Source organism: Knoellia sp. 3-2P3, assembly GCF_029223115.1.
GTDB lineage: Bacteria > Actinomycetota > Actinomycetes > Actinomycetales > Dermatophilaceae > Pedococcus_A.
Genome location: NZ_JARGZE010000002.1, coordinates 863,685 through 882,296 on the forward strand (window position 1 = coordinate 863,685; position 18,612 = coordinate 882,296).

Sequence of the window (18,612 nt, forward strand, 5' to 3'; positions counted from 1 at the left end):
TCATGCGCCCGCGCCTTCGGCCCCGTGGTCAGCTTGGAACTCTGCCAACGCCTTCATCGCGAGGCGCTCCTGCTCCCGCTCAACGATCGTCTTGGCCAGGGCCGCCTCTGAGATGTCCAGCGCTTCGGGGCTGGCGCTCGCGATGTCACTTCGTCGTGCATACTCGTCGAACAGCGCTTGTTTGCTGTCCAACATCTCGACCATCCGCTGGTCAATGCTTTCTGCGGTCAGCAGGCGGTGCACCTGCACACTCCTCACTTGTCCCATCCTGTGTGCCCGTGCGATGGCCTGTGCCTCGAGCGTGGGCTTCACCTGCGGCTCGCAGATGACGACGACGGACCCGGCCTGCATGTTGAGGCCGACACCTCCAGCTTGGATCTGGCTCAGCAGCACGGCGTTGCTGTTGGCTCTCGAGAACGCATCCACAAGTTCCTGCCGCTTCGTCGCAGCCAAGCTGCCGGTCAACGGTCCGAATGCCCGGCCGTCAAGTTCGGCCCGGATGCCCTCGAGCACGTCCCTGAAGTAGGAGAAGACGATCGTCTTATGTCCGTTCTCCCCCGCTTCAGCCACGATCTCCTTCAGGCGCGCCATCTTGGCGGACTTTCTCGGATCCGCAAACGCCGCGCGCCGCATCGCCATGAAGTTCCCTTCAGCCACCGCTTGCCGGTAGGCGGCTGAGTCCTCCGCGGTGAACTCCTCCCACTCGTCGGTGACGACGAGTTCGGGGAGCTCCGCCAAGACGTCCTCCTGATTGCGGCGCAGGTACGCGGGCGCGATGAGCTGGCGGAACCGCTCTGGCGCGACATATGAGCGTTCCGTCAGGCCGTCCACGAGCCAGGGCTGCAGGAAGGTGACGAGTGTTCGGAACTCATCGACGCGGTTCTCCATCGGCGTGCCCGTCAGGAACAGGGCACGGTCGGAGCGGGCGAGCAGCCGCAGCACGTTGCGCGACCGCTGCGTCGCCGGATTCTTCAGGAAGTGGGCCTCGTCCACCACCACCATCGCGAAGTCGAGAGTCTCCGTGCTGAGCGAGCGCAGCGTCTCGAAGGTCGTGACGCCCACGTCGCCGTACTGCTTCCACCTCTTGAACGCCCATGCCCGCTCGGGCCCATGGATTTTGTGGACACGCAAGGTGCTCCGCTCCGTGATTTCCCGCGTCCAGTTCACCAACACGCTCGCCGGGCATACGACCAGAAGTCGGCCCGGGGCGTCGATACTCTTCAGGTGTGCGAGGACGGCCAGCGCCTGGATGGTCTTGCCGAGCCCCATCTCATCGCCGATGATCACTCGTTTCTGCACCAGCGCGAAGCGCGCACCGAAGGACTGGTAGCCGCGCAGCGACACCCGGCGATGGGCGTCGTCCAACGGTTGCGCGTGCACCTTCTCAACGATTTCGGCCGGCAGGAATCCGACTTCGGCTTCCTCGTCGAGGTTGAGGTCGACCAGGGTCCCCAGCAGGGTGTAGTAGTCGGCCGAGCGCTTGGCGAAATCGCTCCAAGCCTCGTCAGGTGTGACGGCCGGAGCCGAAAGGACGGCCGCCGCACTCTCGATGCGTTCCCAGCGGCCGGACTGGGACGCCCACACGACGGCTCGAAGCACCGAGTCGGCGAGGGCGGACCCCTCGGCGTTGGCGAGGACCACTGAGAGCCCACCCTGGGGAGGCCGAATGCCCCGCAGCGAAGGCAGGCTCGCGGCGATACGGTTCAGCTCGTCGTCGTCCAGGCCAAGGGTGAGACGGTGAACCCGTTCCCATTCGCACAGCCCCATGACGAGTTCGGTGATCATGCGGTCGCCGGGGTCCAGATTGATCCGGAACCGGAAGTCGTCTTCGACGGCCTTCGCGAGCTGCTGCGCCGCGGCATACACCTGCTTGGCCGTCTGCTCGCCCACGCCCTCGACGTGGATGAGCTGTGACGGTGTGGAGTCCAGCACCGACTGAATCGTCGGGTATCCCGACTTCTCCAACACGCCGAGGCGCAGGCGTCCACCCGTGACGTCCTTGACCCGCGCAATGGGCATCTGCTCGAGGTCCGCGCGGATCATGCCCTTGCGCACGGCCTCGAAGCGCACTCGGACCCGTGTGCGCGCCTTGTCCGTCGCCTCGGCGACTGCCGGCAGATGCACCGCGAGAGTGCTGGCACGTCGCAGGTCGTCACTGGCAAGGACTCGGCCCACGAACCCGCGGGTGGCGGCGATCCGGTCGGCGCACCACTGCGACCGACGGGTGATGTCCGACCAGAAGTCCTCCCGGTCAGACGCGACGTAGCGATCGGCAGCCTGACAGACCGCGGCGAACTGCGCGCCGACGCGGTGGTCGTCCGCCCAGGTGCGGTAGGCATCGAGCCGCGCCAGCGACTCCGTGACCTCACGGCGCTTCTCGGATCCAGCTAAGCGCATCCGCAGGCGTCCACGCCCACTGCTCCCCTGCTTCTCCAAGGCCGTGAGGTCCGCGGACACGCGCTGGGCGAGGTCGATCGCTGTCCGATGCGCGGTGGCAACACGCTCACGTCGGCGGAGAGCAGCCACAAGCTCGGCGCTTGCCGGGCTCGTCGGCGCCAGGTCGAAGCGCGCCACCCGCCCCGGGTGGGTTTCAGCTCCGTCTCGCGCCAGGGTTTCAGCGCCGAGCCGTTGCACCACCTCGGTCAGCTCGTCGTCGAGGGCAGCAACGGCCTGCAGCGCCGCGTCTGCCTCTGCCCGGAACTGCGATGCCCATGCGACCAGCTCTTTCGCCTGGGCGCCGTAACGCGAGTCCACCCCTCTACTCGTCGTCGAAGGAGTACTGCTGGAACTTCAGGGTCCGGGCGTTCTCGAGAACGACCCTCACCTTCTCCGGTGCATATCCCTGAGGGGCGGATGCGTGGATCTCCAGCGTCACCTCCAACGTCGAGCCATCGACGGCGGCAAGCTGTTGCAGGACTTCCTGGCTGACACGCGTCAGGTCCCGCGCGTAGCGCTCGGGGTCGAGCGTGAACACGCCGAAGAAGCGAGTGTTCTCAGCCGCAGGCGGCACCCCGGGACCCGGTGCGGGCAGGACAGCTGGGCCGGGAGGCACGGGATTGTCAGGCTGGTCGGGGCCGGGCGCCGGCTCCGTCTTCTCCCGCGCCGTCTGCTCCTCGGCCGGACCATGCGCCACCAGGAGAGTCGCGTCGGTCACGGTCCCGAAGTGGGCGTCGCCGCCGGGCAGGACGAGACCGGCATACCGGCCGTTGGCCTCGTCGTAGGAATCGGCCAGTGCGAAGCCCTCCAGCTGCCAGGCCAGCGTGGACAATGTGGACAGCACGCCGTCGACGAGCACCGAACGGTCGCGCAGCCGGGTCAGGTAGGGGTACTTGCAGTAGTAGCCCCACAGCTCGCCCACCGAGATGTGTCCGCGGTCCCACACTGCGCGCAGCCGCTGGTCGAGGTCGAGCCGGACCGATCGGGCCGCCACCGACCCGGCCAGCAGGCCCGAGCGGGTGAGCTTCTCGGTGACCCGCTCGGCTAGTCGCGCGTTCGCGCCCTCGGCCTTCTCCGGGGTGATGACGGCCGGGCGCGCGGGATGCGGCTGCTCGGGCACGAGCGCCCAGTGGTATGTCTGGGCGACCCGCGAGGCGACATCGTCGTTGAAACGCGTGATGTTGCCCTCGACCTGGCTCACCTGCTGAGGCGACAGGTCCAGCTCCACCCTGCGGGAGCCGACATGGCTCCACGCCAGGTAGTGCCGGACCGAATCCGCAAGCTCCTCCATCCGCTTGGAGTCCGGGGCCAGGAAAACGACCATGTTGCGGTTGCTCCGCTGTGCGCTGCCACGCCGCTCGAATGCCTCTCCGGCAAAGCGCATGGCGTCGGAGTCCTGGCTGCCCCGCGAGTGCGTCTGCGACGGGTGGAGGATGACGAGTGAGACCTCCTCCCGGTCCTGGATGTCGGCGGAGGTCTCGGGCGCGGTCACCACCGCCGCGAACCCGCCACGGTGGCTCGCCTCCGGTCGCAGGCGGTGCACGATCTCCGCCCACGCCTCCTCGGGCTTCTCCCGGAGGCCATCTGCGTAGTCAGCAGCGGTGCGCGTCACCGATGCCTGAGTGTCGTACCAGTACCTCGCACCCTCGGCATACAGGTACGTCGCCCGCTGCGAGAGGAGGTCAAGGCCGGAGCCGAAGTTGCCGACGGTGTCTCCGGGCACCGCTGTGCCGAGCCAGATGCGCTGCCTCTCGACGCCCTTGTGGCCCGAGCGAAGTGTCGGGGCGGAGGCTATGAAGATGGAGCGTGCGAGCCGGCGGGTCACGGCTCGCGAGCCGAGGAGCGGCCGCTCGGTGTCGATCCGGATCGGCGTCGAGCTCTGACCGTCGATGTCGGTGTCAATGATCGGCTTCCACGAGTCCGGCAAGTACTGCGTCATCTCGCTGGCCACCGTGGCGACGTCGAGGGGCACCGTGCCGGGCAGGATCATGGGTGCAGCGTCCTGGGCCGTCCACAGGGCATGAACCACAGCGCTCATCAGGCGCAGCACGCCGCGGGTGCGCTGGAACCGTTCGAGTGTCGACCAGTCCTCGTAGAGCCGATCGAAGAGCTCCGGGTGCAGCGGGTACGCCGCCTTGATGCGGGCCTCGTATGCCGGCTCGCTCACCTCGCGGGGGAACTCGCCGATGTGGCGGGCGTAGAACTGGGTGAACTGACGGGCCACCGCAGCGATGTCGGCGGAGGCCGCGGCGCTCGGCTCGGTGAAGAGCCGCCGCCGCACGATCTCGAAGGACTCCTGGGACGATGCGGGCCGCCATTGGTCGGCGACGCGGCGCACGACGTTCTGCAGCCGCTGCAGGGCTTCTTGCCCGTTGGGTCCGCCGACCTCGATGGCGCTGCCGCCGGCGCCCGGCTCCTTCTCGGGGTCGTGGGAGGCCGGGATGGAGATGACCAGCAGGGCGCCCGGGACGGTCTTCACAACCTCGGTGAGCGACTGGGCGAAGGTGAACTGGGTGTCAAAGGTGCCGCCGACAAGGTCTTCCCGACCCCAGAGCTGGCGCGCGTAGGCGACCCACTCGTCGATGAGGATGAGGCAGGGCGCGTGCGCCGAGATCAGTTTGCGGAGCACGTCGCCGGGGTTGGTCTTGGAGCGGTCCGCGTCGGCGATGAGGTCGTATGCCGCCCTCCCGCCCAGCTGCCAGGCCAGCTCGCCCCAGAGCGTGTGAACCTCCGTGCCGTCGTCCTTGATCGTGGCTGAGCCCGGCGACAGATGCGTGCCGACCAGCACCACCCGGCTGACGTGGTCCGGCAGGGCGCGGCCGGCGACGAGCTCCTGGATGTCCTGCGGCAGGCTGCTGACCGGGGTTCCGGACAGCAGGTGGTAGAGCGCCAGCATCGAGTGCGTCTTGCCGCCACCGAAGTTGGTTTGGAGGTTGATGATGGGGCTGGCGTTGGCGTCGCCGCCGACCCTGCGAACCGCCCGGTCGAGGAGCTCACGCAGACCCTCGGTGAGGTAGGTCCGCCGGAAGAACTCGACCGGATCGACGTACTCGCGGCCCAGCGTCTCGTCATCGCCCGCGAAGGCCACCATGTGGAGGTCCGCTGCGAACTCGCTGGCGGAGAAGTTGCCGGTGGCCACGTCGTCGTGCGGCGCCAGGACCTCGCGCCACGGCTTGAGGCCCTGCCCGGCGACGGAGACGCCGGCGTCCTGCTGCTTGACGAGCTTCTTGGTCTCAGCCTCGAATACGCTGCGCTGGTGGTCGGACTTGGAGCGCCGGACCTCCTCGCTCTGCTCCACAGCGCCCACGAGCGTGAGCAGGCGCTCGGCGTTGTCGAGCATGCGGTGCGTGTCGTCGTTGGAGAACGCCTTCAGGTGGGCCCACGCGTTGCGCTGGTCGCGCAGCTCGTTGGCGTAGTTGCGCGCGGCGTAGGGCAGCTGGTCCTTGAACAGCTGCGGGAAGCGCTCAGTCAGCAGCATCAGGTGCGCCTGCACGTCCTCGGCGTCGACCTTCTTGCCCTTGACCTCGCCCAACATGGCCGCCCAGTCCGCCCCTGGGGCCAGCCGACCGATGGTCTGGTCGATGAACGGGCGCAGACCGTCCCGCAGGAGTTCGAACGCCTTGCCGACCCTGTCCCTGTTGCTCAGTGCCATTTGCCGCGGTTCCTCAGTTCGTCTGGGTATTGGTCAGGTGGGGACCGATGTACCCGATGTAGACCCGACCCGTGTTGGTGTAGTCGTCGAAGTAGTACAGGCGAGGGCTGACCATGCCGATCTGGGCCAGCTTGAAGTGGGCGGTCATCGTCACGCAGCCGCTTGGGTCCACATCGAGGGGAACCGGGAAGATGCGCTCTCGCCCGTACCGCTGCATCGTCATGGCGCTCTCTGTGGTGGCGTGCTTCCCAGGAGTGAGTCCCCGGTAGCCGCTCGGAGTGTGCCGCAGGTAGTGGTCCACGCCCTGCTGACACTGATCGTCGTTGCGAGCCCTGACGTAGTCGGTGAGCGCAAGGCAGACGTCCCAAGCCGTTCGGACAGCGAGTTGCAGCGTGTCGGACGCATCGACGGAGCAGGCCACACCTCGGTCGCCCGTGAAAACCAGTGCGCCGCCGCCCTCGGCGAGACGGTCGAGCAGGTGCTCCATCGAGTCCGGGTAGTCGGTCCCAAGCCCATCGGGCACCAGACCATAGGCAGCGTCGTGGTCCCCCTGCTCAGCGAGGCGGCTGCGCAGCCAGCGGACCTCGGCCCTGGCATCCTGGAGGTCCTCGTAGATTTCTGCCCGCTCGAGCAGGTCGTCCTCGAGCGCACTCTCAGCGAAGCGGAGCTCGTCTTCCAACCGTTCGGCACGAGCCTGGAGAGCCTCGATCTGCTGAGCCGCCCGCTGCACCGCGACGAGATCGGTCTTGGGCGACAGGGCCAGATCAGCGATGCGGTGTAAGGAATCCGCATCGACGGACCGGATGCCGAGCACCGCCTTGACCAGCTCGATCTGCTCGAGGTACCGCTCAACGGACTCGGTCGTGGAGTCCACGGCAGGTGCCGGCTCGAACGTGTCGACGGATGGTTCGACCTCGCGGCCAACCAACAACTGCTCTGCCTCTGATCCGATCGCGTTGACGATGGCTTGGTTCTCGAGCCGGTCAAAGGCGCGCCTGACCGAGACGACTTCGTGGGGCAGCAGCCGAGTGGTGGCGTGCGCGCGTGCGATTCCGCCGAGCATCGTTCGCACGCGGCCATCGGGGTCCCGAGCCAGTCGCCCCGTGCCGAGGATGCGGTGGCGCCGGGCGTCGATCGCCGATGCCGGGTCGACGCCGGGAAGGAACGTCCGGATGGCCCACGGCGGGACTGAGTGATCCGCACCGAACTCGACCCTGAGGCGAGCGGTCGCGGCCGGGTCGAGGACGACGACCTGAGCCAAGCCGTACACCTGGCGCGTCCACCTCTCGATCTGGGCGAGAAAGGGATCGAACGCGATGCCGTCCGTGGACGTGGTCCCGGCCGCAAACACCAGCCCGTGGCGCTCCTCATCACAGAGGACGTCAATGAGGTCGTCGACCCGCGACTCGGTGATGATCCGCGGGCCGTCCATGAACTCGATCGACCCGTCCGCGAGGGGCAGCGTCTGCATGAGGTACCGCCCGAGGCGGGGGACGTCGACGAAATTCCCGCTGTCGTTGGTGACGGACAGCGTCAGCCAGTCGCCCTGGCCCCTCCTGTCGTGAGCGATCAGCTCAGTCGTCCACGTTCCCCTGGGGGTATCCGACTCGATGAGCCGCGCTTTCAGACTGTTGGAGTCACCGCTCTGGCGACGGATGATGGAGAAGTGACGCGAGTCGTCCTCGTATCGCGCGCCAGCGGACAGGTCGACATCGATCCGCTTCTCTCGCAGCCAGCTTGTGAGCTGCGCCTCGGCGTCACTAAGCCAACCATCGCCGGCAGCACACGTCATGAACGCCCGGTAGTCGAGGTGGACCGTTGGCTGCTGCACCTCTGCAGTGGTGGCAGTCATCACTCAGCCTCGTCGAAGGTGAAGGCGGACTGGGTCGCCGGACGGCTCGCGGCCTGCTGACGCGCCGCGCCGTCGAGGTCCGACCACGTGGTGCCGAGCGCGTTGAACAGGATGGCGGACTGCGTCCAGCCGCGACGCTCGCAGACGCTGTAGAGCAGGTAGGCCAGTTCCTTGACGGTGTCGAGGTCGACCCGCTGGCCAGCCGCCGCCATCAGAGCGGCTGCGGCGCCGGTGCCCTGCTCGCTCAGCGCCTTCGCGATGTGGAGCGCAACCTCCCACACGCTGGTGCGGTCGTCCGTCAGCGGGTCCCAACCCTCCCGAAGGTCCTCCGGCGCGACGAGGCGGGCCTTGCCGGCTGCAGCATGGAACACGCCACCACGCTGCAGCCCCGCCACCGAGGTGTTCTTGGCGCGGGCGAGATCGTCGGCGCGGCCGAACTGCCCCTCGTTCCAGCCGAACTCGCTGAACCACGCCACGCAGAAGCGCGTATCGGCGTCGAAGTCGCCCTCCTGCTCTGACAGCGTCTCGTCGAGCACCTGGTTGATCAATGCAAGCGCGGTGCGCACCGTCATGATCGACCCGTCGGCCTCGAGCACCTGTCCGTACCGCGTGAAGACCGCCATGCCGGGGCCGATCGCCGCCTGTGCGAGGTCGACCGGCGCGACACTCCCCTGCTGCAGGTGACGCAGCGCCTCCGGCAGCTCCCCCTTGAGCGCCGCGATGAAGCCGCGCCGATTCGTCGCCTCTGCCGCCGCTGGCCGTGGGCGGCAGGCGAGGACGATCGACGACGCGAGCGCGTTAGCTCCCAAGCCAACCGCTCGATCTGGACGCTCCGTGCGCATGGGCCACGTGGCTGTGATCATCAGGCCGGCCTCGATGAGGCCGTTGAGCATGGTCTCCCAGCCGGTAGAGGCCACTCCAGTGTCATCGGACTCAGCTTGCTTGAAAGCGTAGAACACCGCTACGGGTACGTCGTCTGCCTGGTTCTCGCGGATGCGTGTGAACGTACGCACAAATCCACGCTCGAAATGCTCCTCAGCGCTCTTCTTGCTGCCTTCGAAGCGGTACGGGGTGGCAACCAACTCTTCGCTCTTCGGTGTCAGCATCGTGCCGGTTACGTCGCTGAAGGCTGACCCGAGGGATCGCCGTAGCCAGACATAGAAGAAGTCAGCTAAGTCGGCGTAGCCAATGTTGTCGTAGTAGGGCGGATCGGTGCTTACGGCGACCTTGCCCGGGTAGGTGATCCGTTCCGCGTTTCCCTGCCTCACCTCCGCCTTCGGTGACTTTGACAGGTCAGCAAGCCCTTCAATGCTCTCCACCGTCCAGTCAACAGCGCCTGAATACGAACCAGCCCCCAGGAGCATCATGTTCATTTCAGCGAAGTCCCACGTCATGGGAATCGCTTGACGAGCAAAGGTGTTTCGCACGGACTCTCGCTGGAGCACCCAACTGCAGATGGATGAACCTCGGTCCGCCATTTTCGAAAGTGCGAAGGCCAGATAGAGGGCGACAGCGTTGGCGTAGGAGTCAGCGGCCGCGGATGCACGTCCGGCTTCCTTGGCGTCGGCGGCGACTCGGTCGCGAGCCTCACTGACAAGGTCGCTGAACGTGGTCAGCGCCGTCAGCTGCCGACTCGTGAATATGTCGGCGAAGTGGGGCAGACCGTAGCTGGGCGGTGAGAACCAGCGCGGGTTTGTTGGCATTGGAGCATCCGGCACATCGAGAGGACGAGCCACATCGGCAGCCTTGATGTGCTCTTCGGTTGCGGGGAGGTAGACGCGTTGGCGATTCCCCTCTGCGACAACCGCGAGCAGCCGCTCGCCCATCTGACCTGCCATTGCCTCCGACTTGATGTACGCGTCGGTGGTGGTGTCGTGACAGACCAGACATGTGAACTTGGCTCCGCGGCCCTGCTTCGGCGGGTCAGGAGGACCGGCCTTGTCGACCCTGATGTCGAAGTCGACGCGCTTGCCGGTAACGACCGGCTGGACCCACGTGGGCCGGTGTCTATTCTTTGACAGCCACCAAGTGCTCGCGAGGGGGATCTCGGCTCCGCAGGCGGGGTTGGGACAGGTAACCGTCCGCGCCCAGATCCAGGCGATGACATTCGCCGTCGAGCCGTCCGGGAGTTTTGCCATGGGGTACAGGTTCCCAATCCGCCGCTCCGCCTCGTCGCGCATCCACTTCCCGTAACGTCTGACGTCTTCGGCGAGTCCTGTGGCCCGCGGCCAGTGCTGGGCGGTGCCCTCGGCCGCGCCGGGGAACACGGGTGCCTGCCCGGCATACCTCGGCGGGATCTCGATGAGCGCCTTGTTGATCAGCACCGCAACAGGGTTGAGGTCGGAGGCGTGCGCCTCCAGCCCGAGCCGCTGTGCCTCGAGGGGGATCGAGCCGCCGCCGGCGAACGGGTCGAGGATCGGTGGCGGGTTGCCGTCGGTGGACTTGAGGATCTCCGCGTGCGCCTCCGCGAGGAGCCTCTCGTCGCCCGCGTTCTCCCAGACCACGAGTCGCTCGATGAGGTCGAAGAGGCGCCGGCGCTCGGCGTCCTGCGCCTCCGGCGTCGGGAACTCCTCGGGACGCGAGGACGGGTCGTCGACGAGCTGGGCGAAGAGCACCGCCCGGGCTGCAGCCAGCGGGCGACGCGCCCACCAGAGGTGGAGGGTAGACGGGTGACCGTGCCGGATCGACTTCTCCCGCGCGGACTCCCTGTTGATGGCCTCCAGCGGCAGCGCCACCTCGATCAGCTTGCGCCGTTGCTCCACTCTGCTCTGCTCTCTCTAGTTCAGATGTACCTGCGGCCGCCGAAACGGGCAGCCGCTGCAAGTCGCATCATGAGTTCTGATGCTTCATCGGGGTCGAGCTGAAACCTCAGCCGTCCACCGCCTGCCAAGGGGACCAATACGGTCACAGCCGTGTTGTCGTCGACGACGGCCATGGGGCCGTCATCCTCCCGGGGGTGAAGAGTCGCCATTCCCGCTCCTTGAGTCGTGACCTGATCAGTGAGGCTCGCGCCCCTGGGCCCAGGTGCGGCTCCAATTCAGCACGAGCTTCGTGATGCGGAAGTCATTTGTACCTGTGTCGTCGAACGGCCTGGCGAGGTAGCGGACCTCGTCGTCAGCCGGTCCCGTGTCACTGACCCGCACCAGAGCGAGACGGTACTCGTCGCCGAGGTTCTTGGCGGTGAGGACCTCGTTGTGAGTGATGGTGAAGTCGTCCGCCCCCTCGACACGGCCCTTCACCTCGATGCGCACCACGGACCCGTCGCTGGCAACCGAGCGGATGTCGTAACCGGGATGGTTGTGCTCCATCTCGTGCGGGACGCGGCCGAGGGACCGCTCGGCGGCCATGACGGCCTCCACAGCTCGACGCTCGACGAAGCGGGTCTCGCGCGCGTACGAGGACGCCGGCTGGTCCCGCTGGCCGCGCAGCCGTTCCAGCAGCCCTTGGGGGATGACCAGCGCAGCGCCGGCCACGACGGGCGGGCGGACCGAAAGTCGCTCGTCGGCGTCGAGCTCGTTGCGGCGCCGCTCGAGGCGGCCTTCCAGGGCGCGGGCGCGCCTGAAGGCCGTCTCCGGCCTGATCTTCAGAGTCCGGCCGGCCGCCTCCTGGTCGAGCAGCTCGGCGTGGCGGGTATCCCAGTAGTTGATCTCCGCGCTGAGGCGACGGACGACCTCCTCGCGTGTGCGCTGCACTGCCGGGATCACCCGGGCGCGGACCGCAGCCTCGTGGTCCTGCAGGGAGTGCTCGATGGCCCACCCGATGGCCACGTCCTCGGCGCCGCGCTCCAGCCAGGGCTGGTCGAGCACCGGCTCGATGAGCGACTCAGCGTCGTCCGCGAGGGGGTCGTAGTCGAGGTAGGGCGCCGGCCCTGCGTGGCGCATCCGCTCGTCGGGCTGGAGCTCGACGAAGTCGAAGCGCTTGGACACGGTCAGAGCCGGCTGGCGGCCGTTGGTGATCTCCTCGGTCAGCGCGACCAGGAGCCTAGGCGTCTCCCCCGGGTCTGCCGCGTCCACGAGGACCACCCCGTGCTTGAGGTTGGCGTGATGACGCTCGATGGTCAGGTCGACGACGGCGTCGAGAAGCGGGTGCCCGGGGGCAACGAGGTGCGCCAGCGGCATACCCTGCCCGCGGACCCGCTCGCGCTGGAAGGTGACCCGCTCGTAGCGGGCGAGCACCGGCCCGCCGACGCCGATGACGCGGTCGCGGTCGCGGACCGCCTGGGGGACGTGGGTGACCTCGTAGCGGCCGGCCTCTCGGCGGCTGACCCGGCCCCCGAGGCGGCCGAACGCCTCGAGGAAGAAGGACTCGATGAAGTGCGGCTGCAGCCGTCGCGCCTGTGCCTCCTCGAGACGCAGCCGCATCTGCTCGACATCGCCCTCGGCGATCACCTCACGGTGCAGGGCGCGCTCGGCGAGCAGCTCGTCGAGGCCCTCACCGACCCGCTCGTCGATCACCCGGTCGAGCTCGGCCCGCACCTCCGGCCGGTCGCCGTACTGGATCGCCTTGATCAGCAGGGTCCGCAGCGGCTGGTTCTCGAAGGCGTCGCCGAGGACATCGAAGACCTTGCCGGCGTATGCCTTGCGCTGCTCCTCGATCTTCTCCAGAAGGCGGATGAACACCTCGCCCTCGCGTGTGTTGTTGGCGACGAGGTTCCACAGGTGGCACACCTCGGTCTGCCCGATGCGGTGGATGCGGCCGAAGCGCTGCTCGATCTTGTTCGGGTTCCAGGGCAGGTCGTAGTTGACCATGAGGTGGGCGCGCTGGAGGTTGAGGCCCTCCCCCGCAGCGTCGGTGGCGACCAGGACCCGGACATCGGGGTCCTGCGTGAACCGCTCCTGAGTGGCGCGGCGCTCCTCGCGGCCGACGCCACCGTGAATGGCCACGACGGCCTCGTCCCGACCGACCAGCGTGCGGATGCGGTCGAGAAGGTAGTTGAGGGTGTCACGGTGCTCGGTGAAGATGATGACTTTGCGCAGGCTGCCGTCGGCCTCTCTCGTGAGGTCGTTGTCGGTGAGGATGTCGCGCAGCTCGGACCACTTGCGGTCGGTGCCGGAGTGCCGGACCTGACGTGCGATCTCGGCCAGGTCCGCGAGGTCCCCGATCTCGTGCTCGAGCTCGGCAACCGTGCGGGCGGCAGTGGCCGCATCCACGACGTCCTCCTCGAGCGCCTCGACCTCCTCGCTGCTGAGGTCCTCGAGGTCCTCGTCGATGTCCTGCTCGTCCCGATTGAGGAGCTCGTCGACGCGCTGGCGGAAGGAGCGGTCGCCGCTGCCCCCGCCGACCATCTCGCGACGACGCTTCTCCAGCCTGGCCTTGCGGCGCTCCAAGCTCCTGAGGATGGCCTCGGGGCTCGAGGCCAGTCGCCGCTGGAGGACCGTGAGCGCGAAGCCGACGGTGTTGCCCCGGCGGCCTTCGCCCTCCTGCTTGAGGCGGTCGGCGCGGTTCATCTCCTCGCGCACATACTGCGTCACGGCCTCGTAGAGGCTCTGCTCGTCGTCGGAGAGGTCGTAGGGCACGGTGTAGGCGCGCCGCTCGGGGAAGAGCGGTTTGCCCTCCATGGTGAGGAGCTCCTCCTTGACCATGCGGCGCATCAGATCTTGAGGCTGCACGGAGTGGACCCCGTCGCGGAACTTGCCCTCGAACCGGTCGCCGTCGAGCAGGGCCAGGAAGAGCTGGAAGTCCTCCTGCTTGCCGGCATGGGGCGTGGCCGTCATGAGCAGCAGGTGGCGACTGACCCGCCCGAGGAGCTCGCCGAGCTCGTAGCGTCGAGTCTTCTTGAGCTCAGTGCCGAAGTAGTGGGCGGACATTCGGTGCGCCTCGTCGACGACAACGAGGTCCCAGTCAGAGCGCTCGAGCCTTGCCTGGAGCTCCTCGTTGCGGGAGAGCTGATCCATGCGTGCGATCAGGAGCGGGTGCTCGTCGAACGGGTTGCCGTCGAGACTGGCGTCGACCAACGACTTCGTGAGGATCTCGAAGCGGAGACCGAACTTGTCGTAGAGCTCGTCCACCCACTGGTCCACGAGACTGCCCGGGGCCACGATCATGCAGCGTGCGAGGTCGCCGCGGAGGATGAGCTCCTTGACGTAGAGCCCGCACATGATGGTCTTGCCGGCGCCGGGGTCGTCCGCGAGGAGGAAGCGAAGGGGGGTCCGCGGCAGCAGCTCGCCGTAGACAGCCTTGATCTGGTGCGGCAGCGGCTGGAGGTCGCTCGTGGTGATGGCGAGCATCGGATCGAACAAGGCGGCATACCGAATGCGCAAGGCCTCTGCGGCCAGGCGCCACGCCTCAGCCTCGCCGTCGAACGCCCGGGTCCGTCCGGTCCTCTGGAGTGTGAGGCGCGGCTCGTGGTCGCGGCCGAGCACGGTCTGGTCGGTGCGGCCGTCGGCGTGCTGGTAGGTCAGGGTGATGAAGTTGCTGCCGTGCCAGCGGGTGGTGACGACCTGCACGGGCCCGTCGCCCGTGATGCCAAGGACGCCGACTCCGGGGACCAAGTCCTCCAGCTTCGCGTACGCGCGCTCGAGATTGGACTCCGACTCGGAGGTGCTCACAGCTTCATCTTTTCAACCCATTCGCCCACGTTCGGCACCCTAGCTGAGCGACTCTGGATCGGTTGCCGTCTTGGGCCGATTCCGGCTACAGGGGAACCTCAACTAAGACGCCTATCTGGAAATAGCCACCTTAGTTGACAGCAGTCCGCTTATTCATCTAGATTGTCCTCTTGTCCGAGAACAACGATCAAGCAGGGGGCCCTCATGGCTGAACAGCTCGACCTCAGCGGGTACGACGACCGCAAGCAGCTGCTCGCGCAGCGCTACACCCGGGACGGGAAGTCGCTCTTCATCGTCTCGCTTCCCATCCACCTGGTGGCTACGCACCTCCCCATCCCGGACCCGGCCCAGCCGTTCGAGGGCAACCGTCGGGTCAATGAGACCCACGCGGCCAAGTTCGGCGAGTACTGGCGCGAGAACACCAAGTGGGCGACCCCGCCCCTCCTGCTGGACACGACCTTCCCGCTCACCAGGGAGTTCGAGCCCAAGTTCAAGGCCGGCGGGGTCGAGTTCGGCGTCCTGTATCTCCCCCACAACTCGGCTGACGAGCTCGAGATCCTCGACGGGCAGCACCGCATCCTCGGTTGGAAGCTGATCACTGGCCGAATCATCGAGGAGCTGAAGCGTGCACGCGAGGAGCTGGTGAAGTCCAAGCAGGCTGAGGACCCCGTGGGCATTCAGGTCTACCAGGAGAAGGTCGACACGCTCGAGGCCCAGGTGCGCCGCATGCGCAACGAGTACATCACTCTCGAGATCCTCGAGGGTGTCACCATCGCGGAGCACAAGCAGTACTTCCACGACATCGCGGTGAACGCGAAGGGCATCACCAAGTCGGTCACCGTGGGCTTCGACCGCCGCAACCTCATGAACCGCGTGGCGATGACCCTCGCCGAGTCCGATCCGCTCATCGACGGCCGGGTGGAGATGGAGAAGGACCGCGTCGCGGGCAACAACGAGAACCTCATCTCCGGCAAGAACCTGGTCGACATCATCAAGGCGGTCTCCATCGGCATCGACGGCCGTATGACGAACCGCCGGGAGAAGACCTTCAAGGAGTCCAACGTCGAGGCGATGGCGGATCGCTTCTTCAGCGCGGTCCGCGAGTCCTTCCCCGTGCTCGAGAAGGTCGCCAACGACGAGCTGCACCCCGTCGACCTTCGGGCCAAGAGTCTCCTGGGCAGCACGACGGTCCTCCGTGTTCTGGCCGGGGCGTACCACCAGCTCGCCGTGGACATCTCCGACGAGGACAGTCCCCACGTGACCGACGCCGGGGACAAGAAGGCCCGCCTCCTCTTCGAGGCTCTCGCGCCGAACATGGGTCTGCCCATTGGGGACGGCTGGTTCGCCACCGGATTCTTCCCCGACCCGGACAGCAAGGCACCGAGCTCGCGGGCCCAGGACCTGACCGGCCTCACGAACCTCATCGCGGAGTGGGGCAAGACCGGCAAGATCTTCGAGAAGACGAAGAAGAAGTAGCCGGTTCGCTTTGGCCGCCCCGGGCCAATGCCCGGGGCGGCCATCATCAGGAATGCCTGCGCGCCTGGCGACCGTCCACCTGGTTCAGGGACCCTGGAGCGAAGCCACCTCCGCCTCCACCCAATCGCGCGCAACGGGATGCAACATCTCCCACAGGACGTCGCGATCCTGGATCTTCAGCTGCTCTCCGTTCCGGAAGCGTCGGGTGGCCCCGAAGGGCGCCCGCCCCGACCATGCGGGATGCAGTGCCACGCGGGCTCCGTCGATCCACCACTCGCGTGGAAGGCGCCAGAGAATCCCGGTGCAGTGATCGACCGTGCCACCGGGTTCTCTGACGCTGCTGGGAGTGTCGTCGAAGACGATGAGACCAGCGAGGTGCCCGAAGCTGCCGTCCGCGCGGTGTATCCAGCCGACGCTGCCCGGGCCCACTCGGTCGCGGTTGCACGCGATGCTCCAAGAGGCAACGCCAAAGTCCCACGTGACGAAGTCGTACTCGCGCTGCGAGAGCTTCGCCCACCCGGTCTTGGACGTGGGCTTCGGATTGTTGCTCAGGAGGACGTCGTCGAGCTGCGGACGCGGAGGGACCCTCATCGGCTTCTCCAATCGTCGGGCCGAGCCACAAGCGGGTGGACGGCAGTCCACCAAGACCCAAGCTCGGGCACTCTAGCCACCCCGAAGACAAAACATGCAGATATCAGGACACATTGGCCAAGCGTTCACTAACGTGGCGCGAACAACCACCCCCGAGACATGTCGTCACACGGGTGCCCGCGAGGAGTCACATGACTGGCACACCACAACCTGAGTGGGTCTTCGACCCCACACCGCCCTCTGGCGCTTTGAGCGGCGGAGACCCGGCCTCCTACGTCTTCAACCCGGATCTGGACTCGTTGGTTCGGGAGGTCGTGCAGAACGCCACGGACCAGCAGAAGGGCGAGGACCCCGTCGAGGTCACCTTCACGCTCCACGAGCTGTCCGCATCGGCGCGCGATGACTTCCTGACCGCCCTCGACTGGCCGCGTCTGCGTGAGCACCTCGAAGGGGTTGCAAGCAGCCAGTCTCTGATCAATGGACGCGTGCGCGACGCCATTGATCGCATCGAGGCTGGTCATCTGACGATGATGACCATCGAAGACACGGGGACGTACGGCCTCACTGGCCCCGAAGAGGGCACGGAGGGCAACTTCACTGCGCTGTGCAAGCACGTGCTCGTCACCACGCCCAAGAAGGCCGCCGGCGGAGGTTCGTACGGACTGGGAAAGGCCGTTCTGTGGAGGTTCTCCTCGTTGTCGACCGTGCTGTTTGGATCGGCCTTCGACGAAGACGGGCTCCGGGACGGACGTGTGTTCGGCCGGGCCGAGCTGCCCTTCCACGACGCCGAAGGTCAGCAGTGGGCGGGTAGTGGTTGGTTCGGTCAGCCACAGGCCAGCCACTCCGGGCGCCGTGCGGTCTCGGTCCGAGGCAACCTGGTCGGCGACCTGTCCGACAGACTGGTGCTTGGCCGTGAGGAGCCTGTGCGAACGGGAACGACTGCCCTCATTCTGGGCTTCTCCGAGCCCGGGGCAGAGCGTGCAAGACCCAGCGCGGAGATCGCGCAGGAGGTTCTGATTGCCGCGTCCAAGTGGTTCTGGCCGCGGCTGCTGGACCGCTCCCTCACCGTAAGGGCCAGGAGTGTCGTGGACGGTGTGCCCACCTTTGATGAGCAGGCCTTCGCCGACGATGCAGACCCATTCGTCATTGCGGCGAGCGCAACCGCGGGCGGTGAGGTGGCCGCCAAAGAGGGTGAGGTCGCTCAACGAGAGATCGCGGTACGTGTGCCGGGCCTCCGCAACGAGCAGCCAGCCGAGGTCGAGGGCCACGTGAGCCTGCGGTTGTTCCGCACCTCCGATGAGGACTCGTCCCTCAAGGACGAGAGAACCAACACTGTCGCCTTGACGAGGGGCGCCGGGATGGTTGTGCAGTACCGACGCCCGCGGCAGACGGCACTGCTCAACGGCGGCTTCCGTGCAGTCCTGCTCGCCGGTACCGCGCACGGGACCACCGACGAAGACGCTGCGATCGAGGAGTTCCTTCGTGCGGCGGAACCGCCGGCACACGACCAGTGGGTTCACAGCACCAACAAGCTGGCTTCCAGGTACCGCCCTGGAGCCGGGGCCCGGCTGCAGGAGCTGTTCGCCAAGATTGACTCCACCATCGTGCAGATGTGTGACGCGGCGCCTCCCACAGGGGAAGCCGGCCCCCCTCTGCTCGCCAAGTTGTTCCGCGTGGGTGGGACATCAGGCTCCACAGGCGCTAAGCACAAGTTCGAGGTCCGATTCAGCAAGGCGCGCTTCGACGGCGAGCAATGGTCAGTAGAAGGAAAGGTCAATCGGACCAAGGGCGCAATGCCTTGGGCAGTCGATGTGGATGCCAGCTTGGAGGGGGTGGGCTCGTTCAAGGCCAGCCTCCCAGTCCGATCGGTGTTTCACTCCGGCGCCGGTGTCGCTCCACAGTCGGTCAAGGACGGAGAACTCATTCGTTACGTCGTCCCAGCCGAAACCGACGAGCTCCACTTCGAGATCACGGCCCGTCCCGATGCGTCAGATCACGCGCTGGTGAGCGAGAGTCGGTTCAGGGTCGATGCGAGACCGCACGAGAGGACAGCCTGA

At 67.0% G+C, this 18,612-nt stretch carries 9 protein-coding genes; 2 read left to right on the plus strand and 7 right to left on the minus strand.

Annotated features, from left to right (window positions below):
- From P0Y31_RS09540 to P0Y31_RS09565, 6 genes are read right to left on the minus strand one after another with little or no spacing between them, the layout of a single operon-like run.
- On the minus strand, positions 1–2,754 hold the full coding sequence (locus P0Y31_RS09540; RefSeq protein WP_275868638.1) for a DEAD/DEAH box helicase: 2,754 nt from the start codon (positions 2,752–2,754) through the stop codon (positions 1–3).
- A 4-nt stretch (positions 2,755–2,758) separates the two neighbouring features.
- On the minus strand, positions 2,759–6,088 hold the full coding sequence (locus P0Y31_RS09545; protein ID WP_275868640.1) for a Swt1 family HEPN domain-containing protein: 3,330 nt from the start codon (positions 6,086–6,088) through the stop codon (positions 2,759–2,761).
- Between the two features lie 13 nt (positions 6,089–6,101).
- Complete coding sequence (locus P0Y31_RS09550) at positions 6,102–7,940, minus strand: hypothetical protein (RefSeq protein WP_275868642.1); 1,839 nt, start codon at positions 7,938–7,940, stop codon at positions 6,102–6,104.
- Positions 7,940–10,702: a DUF1156 domain-containing protein gene (locus P0Y31_RS09555; protein WP_275868643.1), complete on the minus strand. Its 2,763-nt coding sequence runs from the start codon at positions 10,700–10,702 to the stop codon at positions 7,940–7,942. Before P0Y31_RS09555 ends, P0Y31_RS09550 begins: the two co-directional genes overlap by 1 nt.
- Before the next feature lie 20 nt (positions 10,703–10,722).
- Positions 10,723–10,911, minus strand: a complete 189-nt coding sequence (locus tag P0Y31_RS09560) for a DUF3117 domain-containing protein (RefSeq protein ID WP_275868645.1) — start codon at positions 10,909–10,911, stop codon at positions 10,723–10,725.
- Positions 10,912–10,936: 25 nt separating this feature from the next.
- The gene (locus P0Y31_RS09565; RefSeq protein WP_275868647.1) at positions 10,937–14,488 is read right to left on the minus strand and encodes a helicase-related protein; all 3,552 of its coding nucleotides are present in this window, start codon (positions 14,486–14,488) and stop codon (positions 10,937–10,939) included.
- Positions 14,489–14,692: 204 nt separating this feature from the next.
- Here P0Y31_RS09565 and P0Y31_RS09570 point away from each other — a divergent pair, with 204 nt between their 5' ends.
- A complete protein-coding gene (locus tag P0Y31_RS09570) occupies positions 14,693–15,964 on the plus strand; it encodes a DNA sulfur modification protein DndB (RefSeq protein ID WP_275868648.1) in 1,272 nt (423 codons plus the stop codon).
- A gap of 84 nt (positions 15,965–16,048) precedes the next feature.
- Here the strand turns inward: P0Y31_RS09570 and P0Y31_RS09575 are convergent, their stop codons facing one another.
- A complete protein-coding gene (locus P0Y31_RS09575; RefSeq protein ID WP_275868650.1) occupies positions 16,049–16,555 on the minus strand; it encodes a hypothetical protein in 507 nt (168 codons plus the stop codon).
- Positions 16,556–16,746: 191 nt separating this feature from the next.
- Between P0Y31_RS09575 and P0Y31_RS09580 the strand changes: the two genes are divergently transcribed.
- Positions 16,747–18,612, plus strand: a complete 1,866-nt coding sequence (locus P0Y31_RS09580; protein WP_275868651.1) for a hypothetical protein — start codon at positions 16,747–16,749, stop codon at positions 18,610–18,612.

Bases quoted from the DNA above. Each gene is read 5' to 3' on its own strand.
- P0Y31_RS09550 (WP_275868642.1), bottom strand. From the start codon at position 7,940: ATGACTGCCACCACTGCAGAGGTGCAGCAGCCAACGGTCCACCTCGAC.
- P0Y31_RS09545 (WP_275868640.1), bottom strand. From the start codon at position 6,088: ATGGCACTGAGCAACAGGGACAGGGTCGGCAAGGCGTTCGAACTCCTG.
- P0Y31_RS09575 (WP_275868650.1), bottom strand. From the start codon at position 16,555: ATGAGGGTCCCTCCGCGTCCGCAGCTCGACGACGTCCTCCTGAGCAAC.
- P0Y31_RS09560 (WP_275868645.1), bottom strand. From the start codon at position 10,911: ATGGCGACTCTTCACCCCCGGGAGGATGACGGCCCCATGGCCGTCGTC.
- P0Y31_RS09580 (WP_275868651.1), top strand. From the start codon at position 16,747: ATGACTGGCACACCACAACCTGAGTGGGTCTTCGACCCCACACCGCCC.
- P0Y31_RS09570 (WP_275868648.1), top strand. From the start codon at position 14,693: ATGGCTGAACAGCTCGACCTCAGCGGGTACGACGACCGCAAGCAGCTG.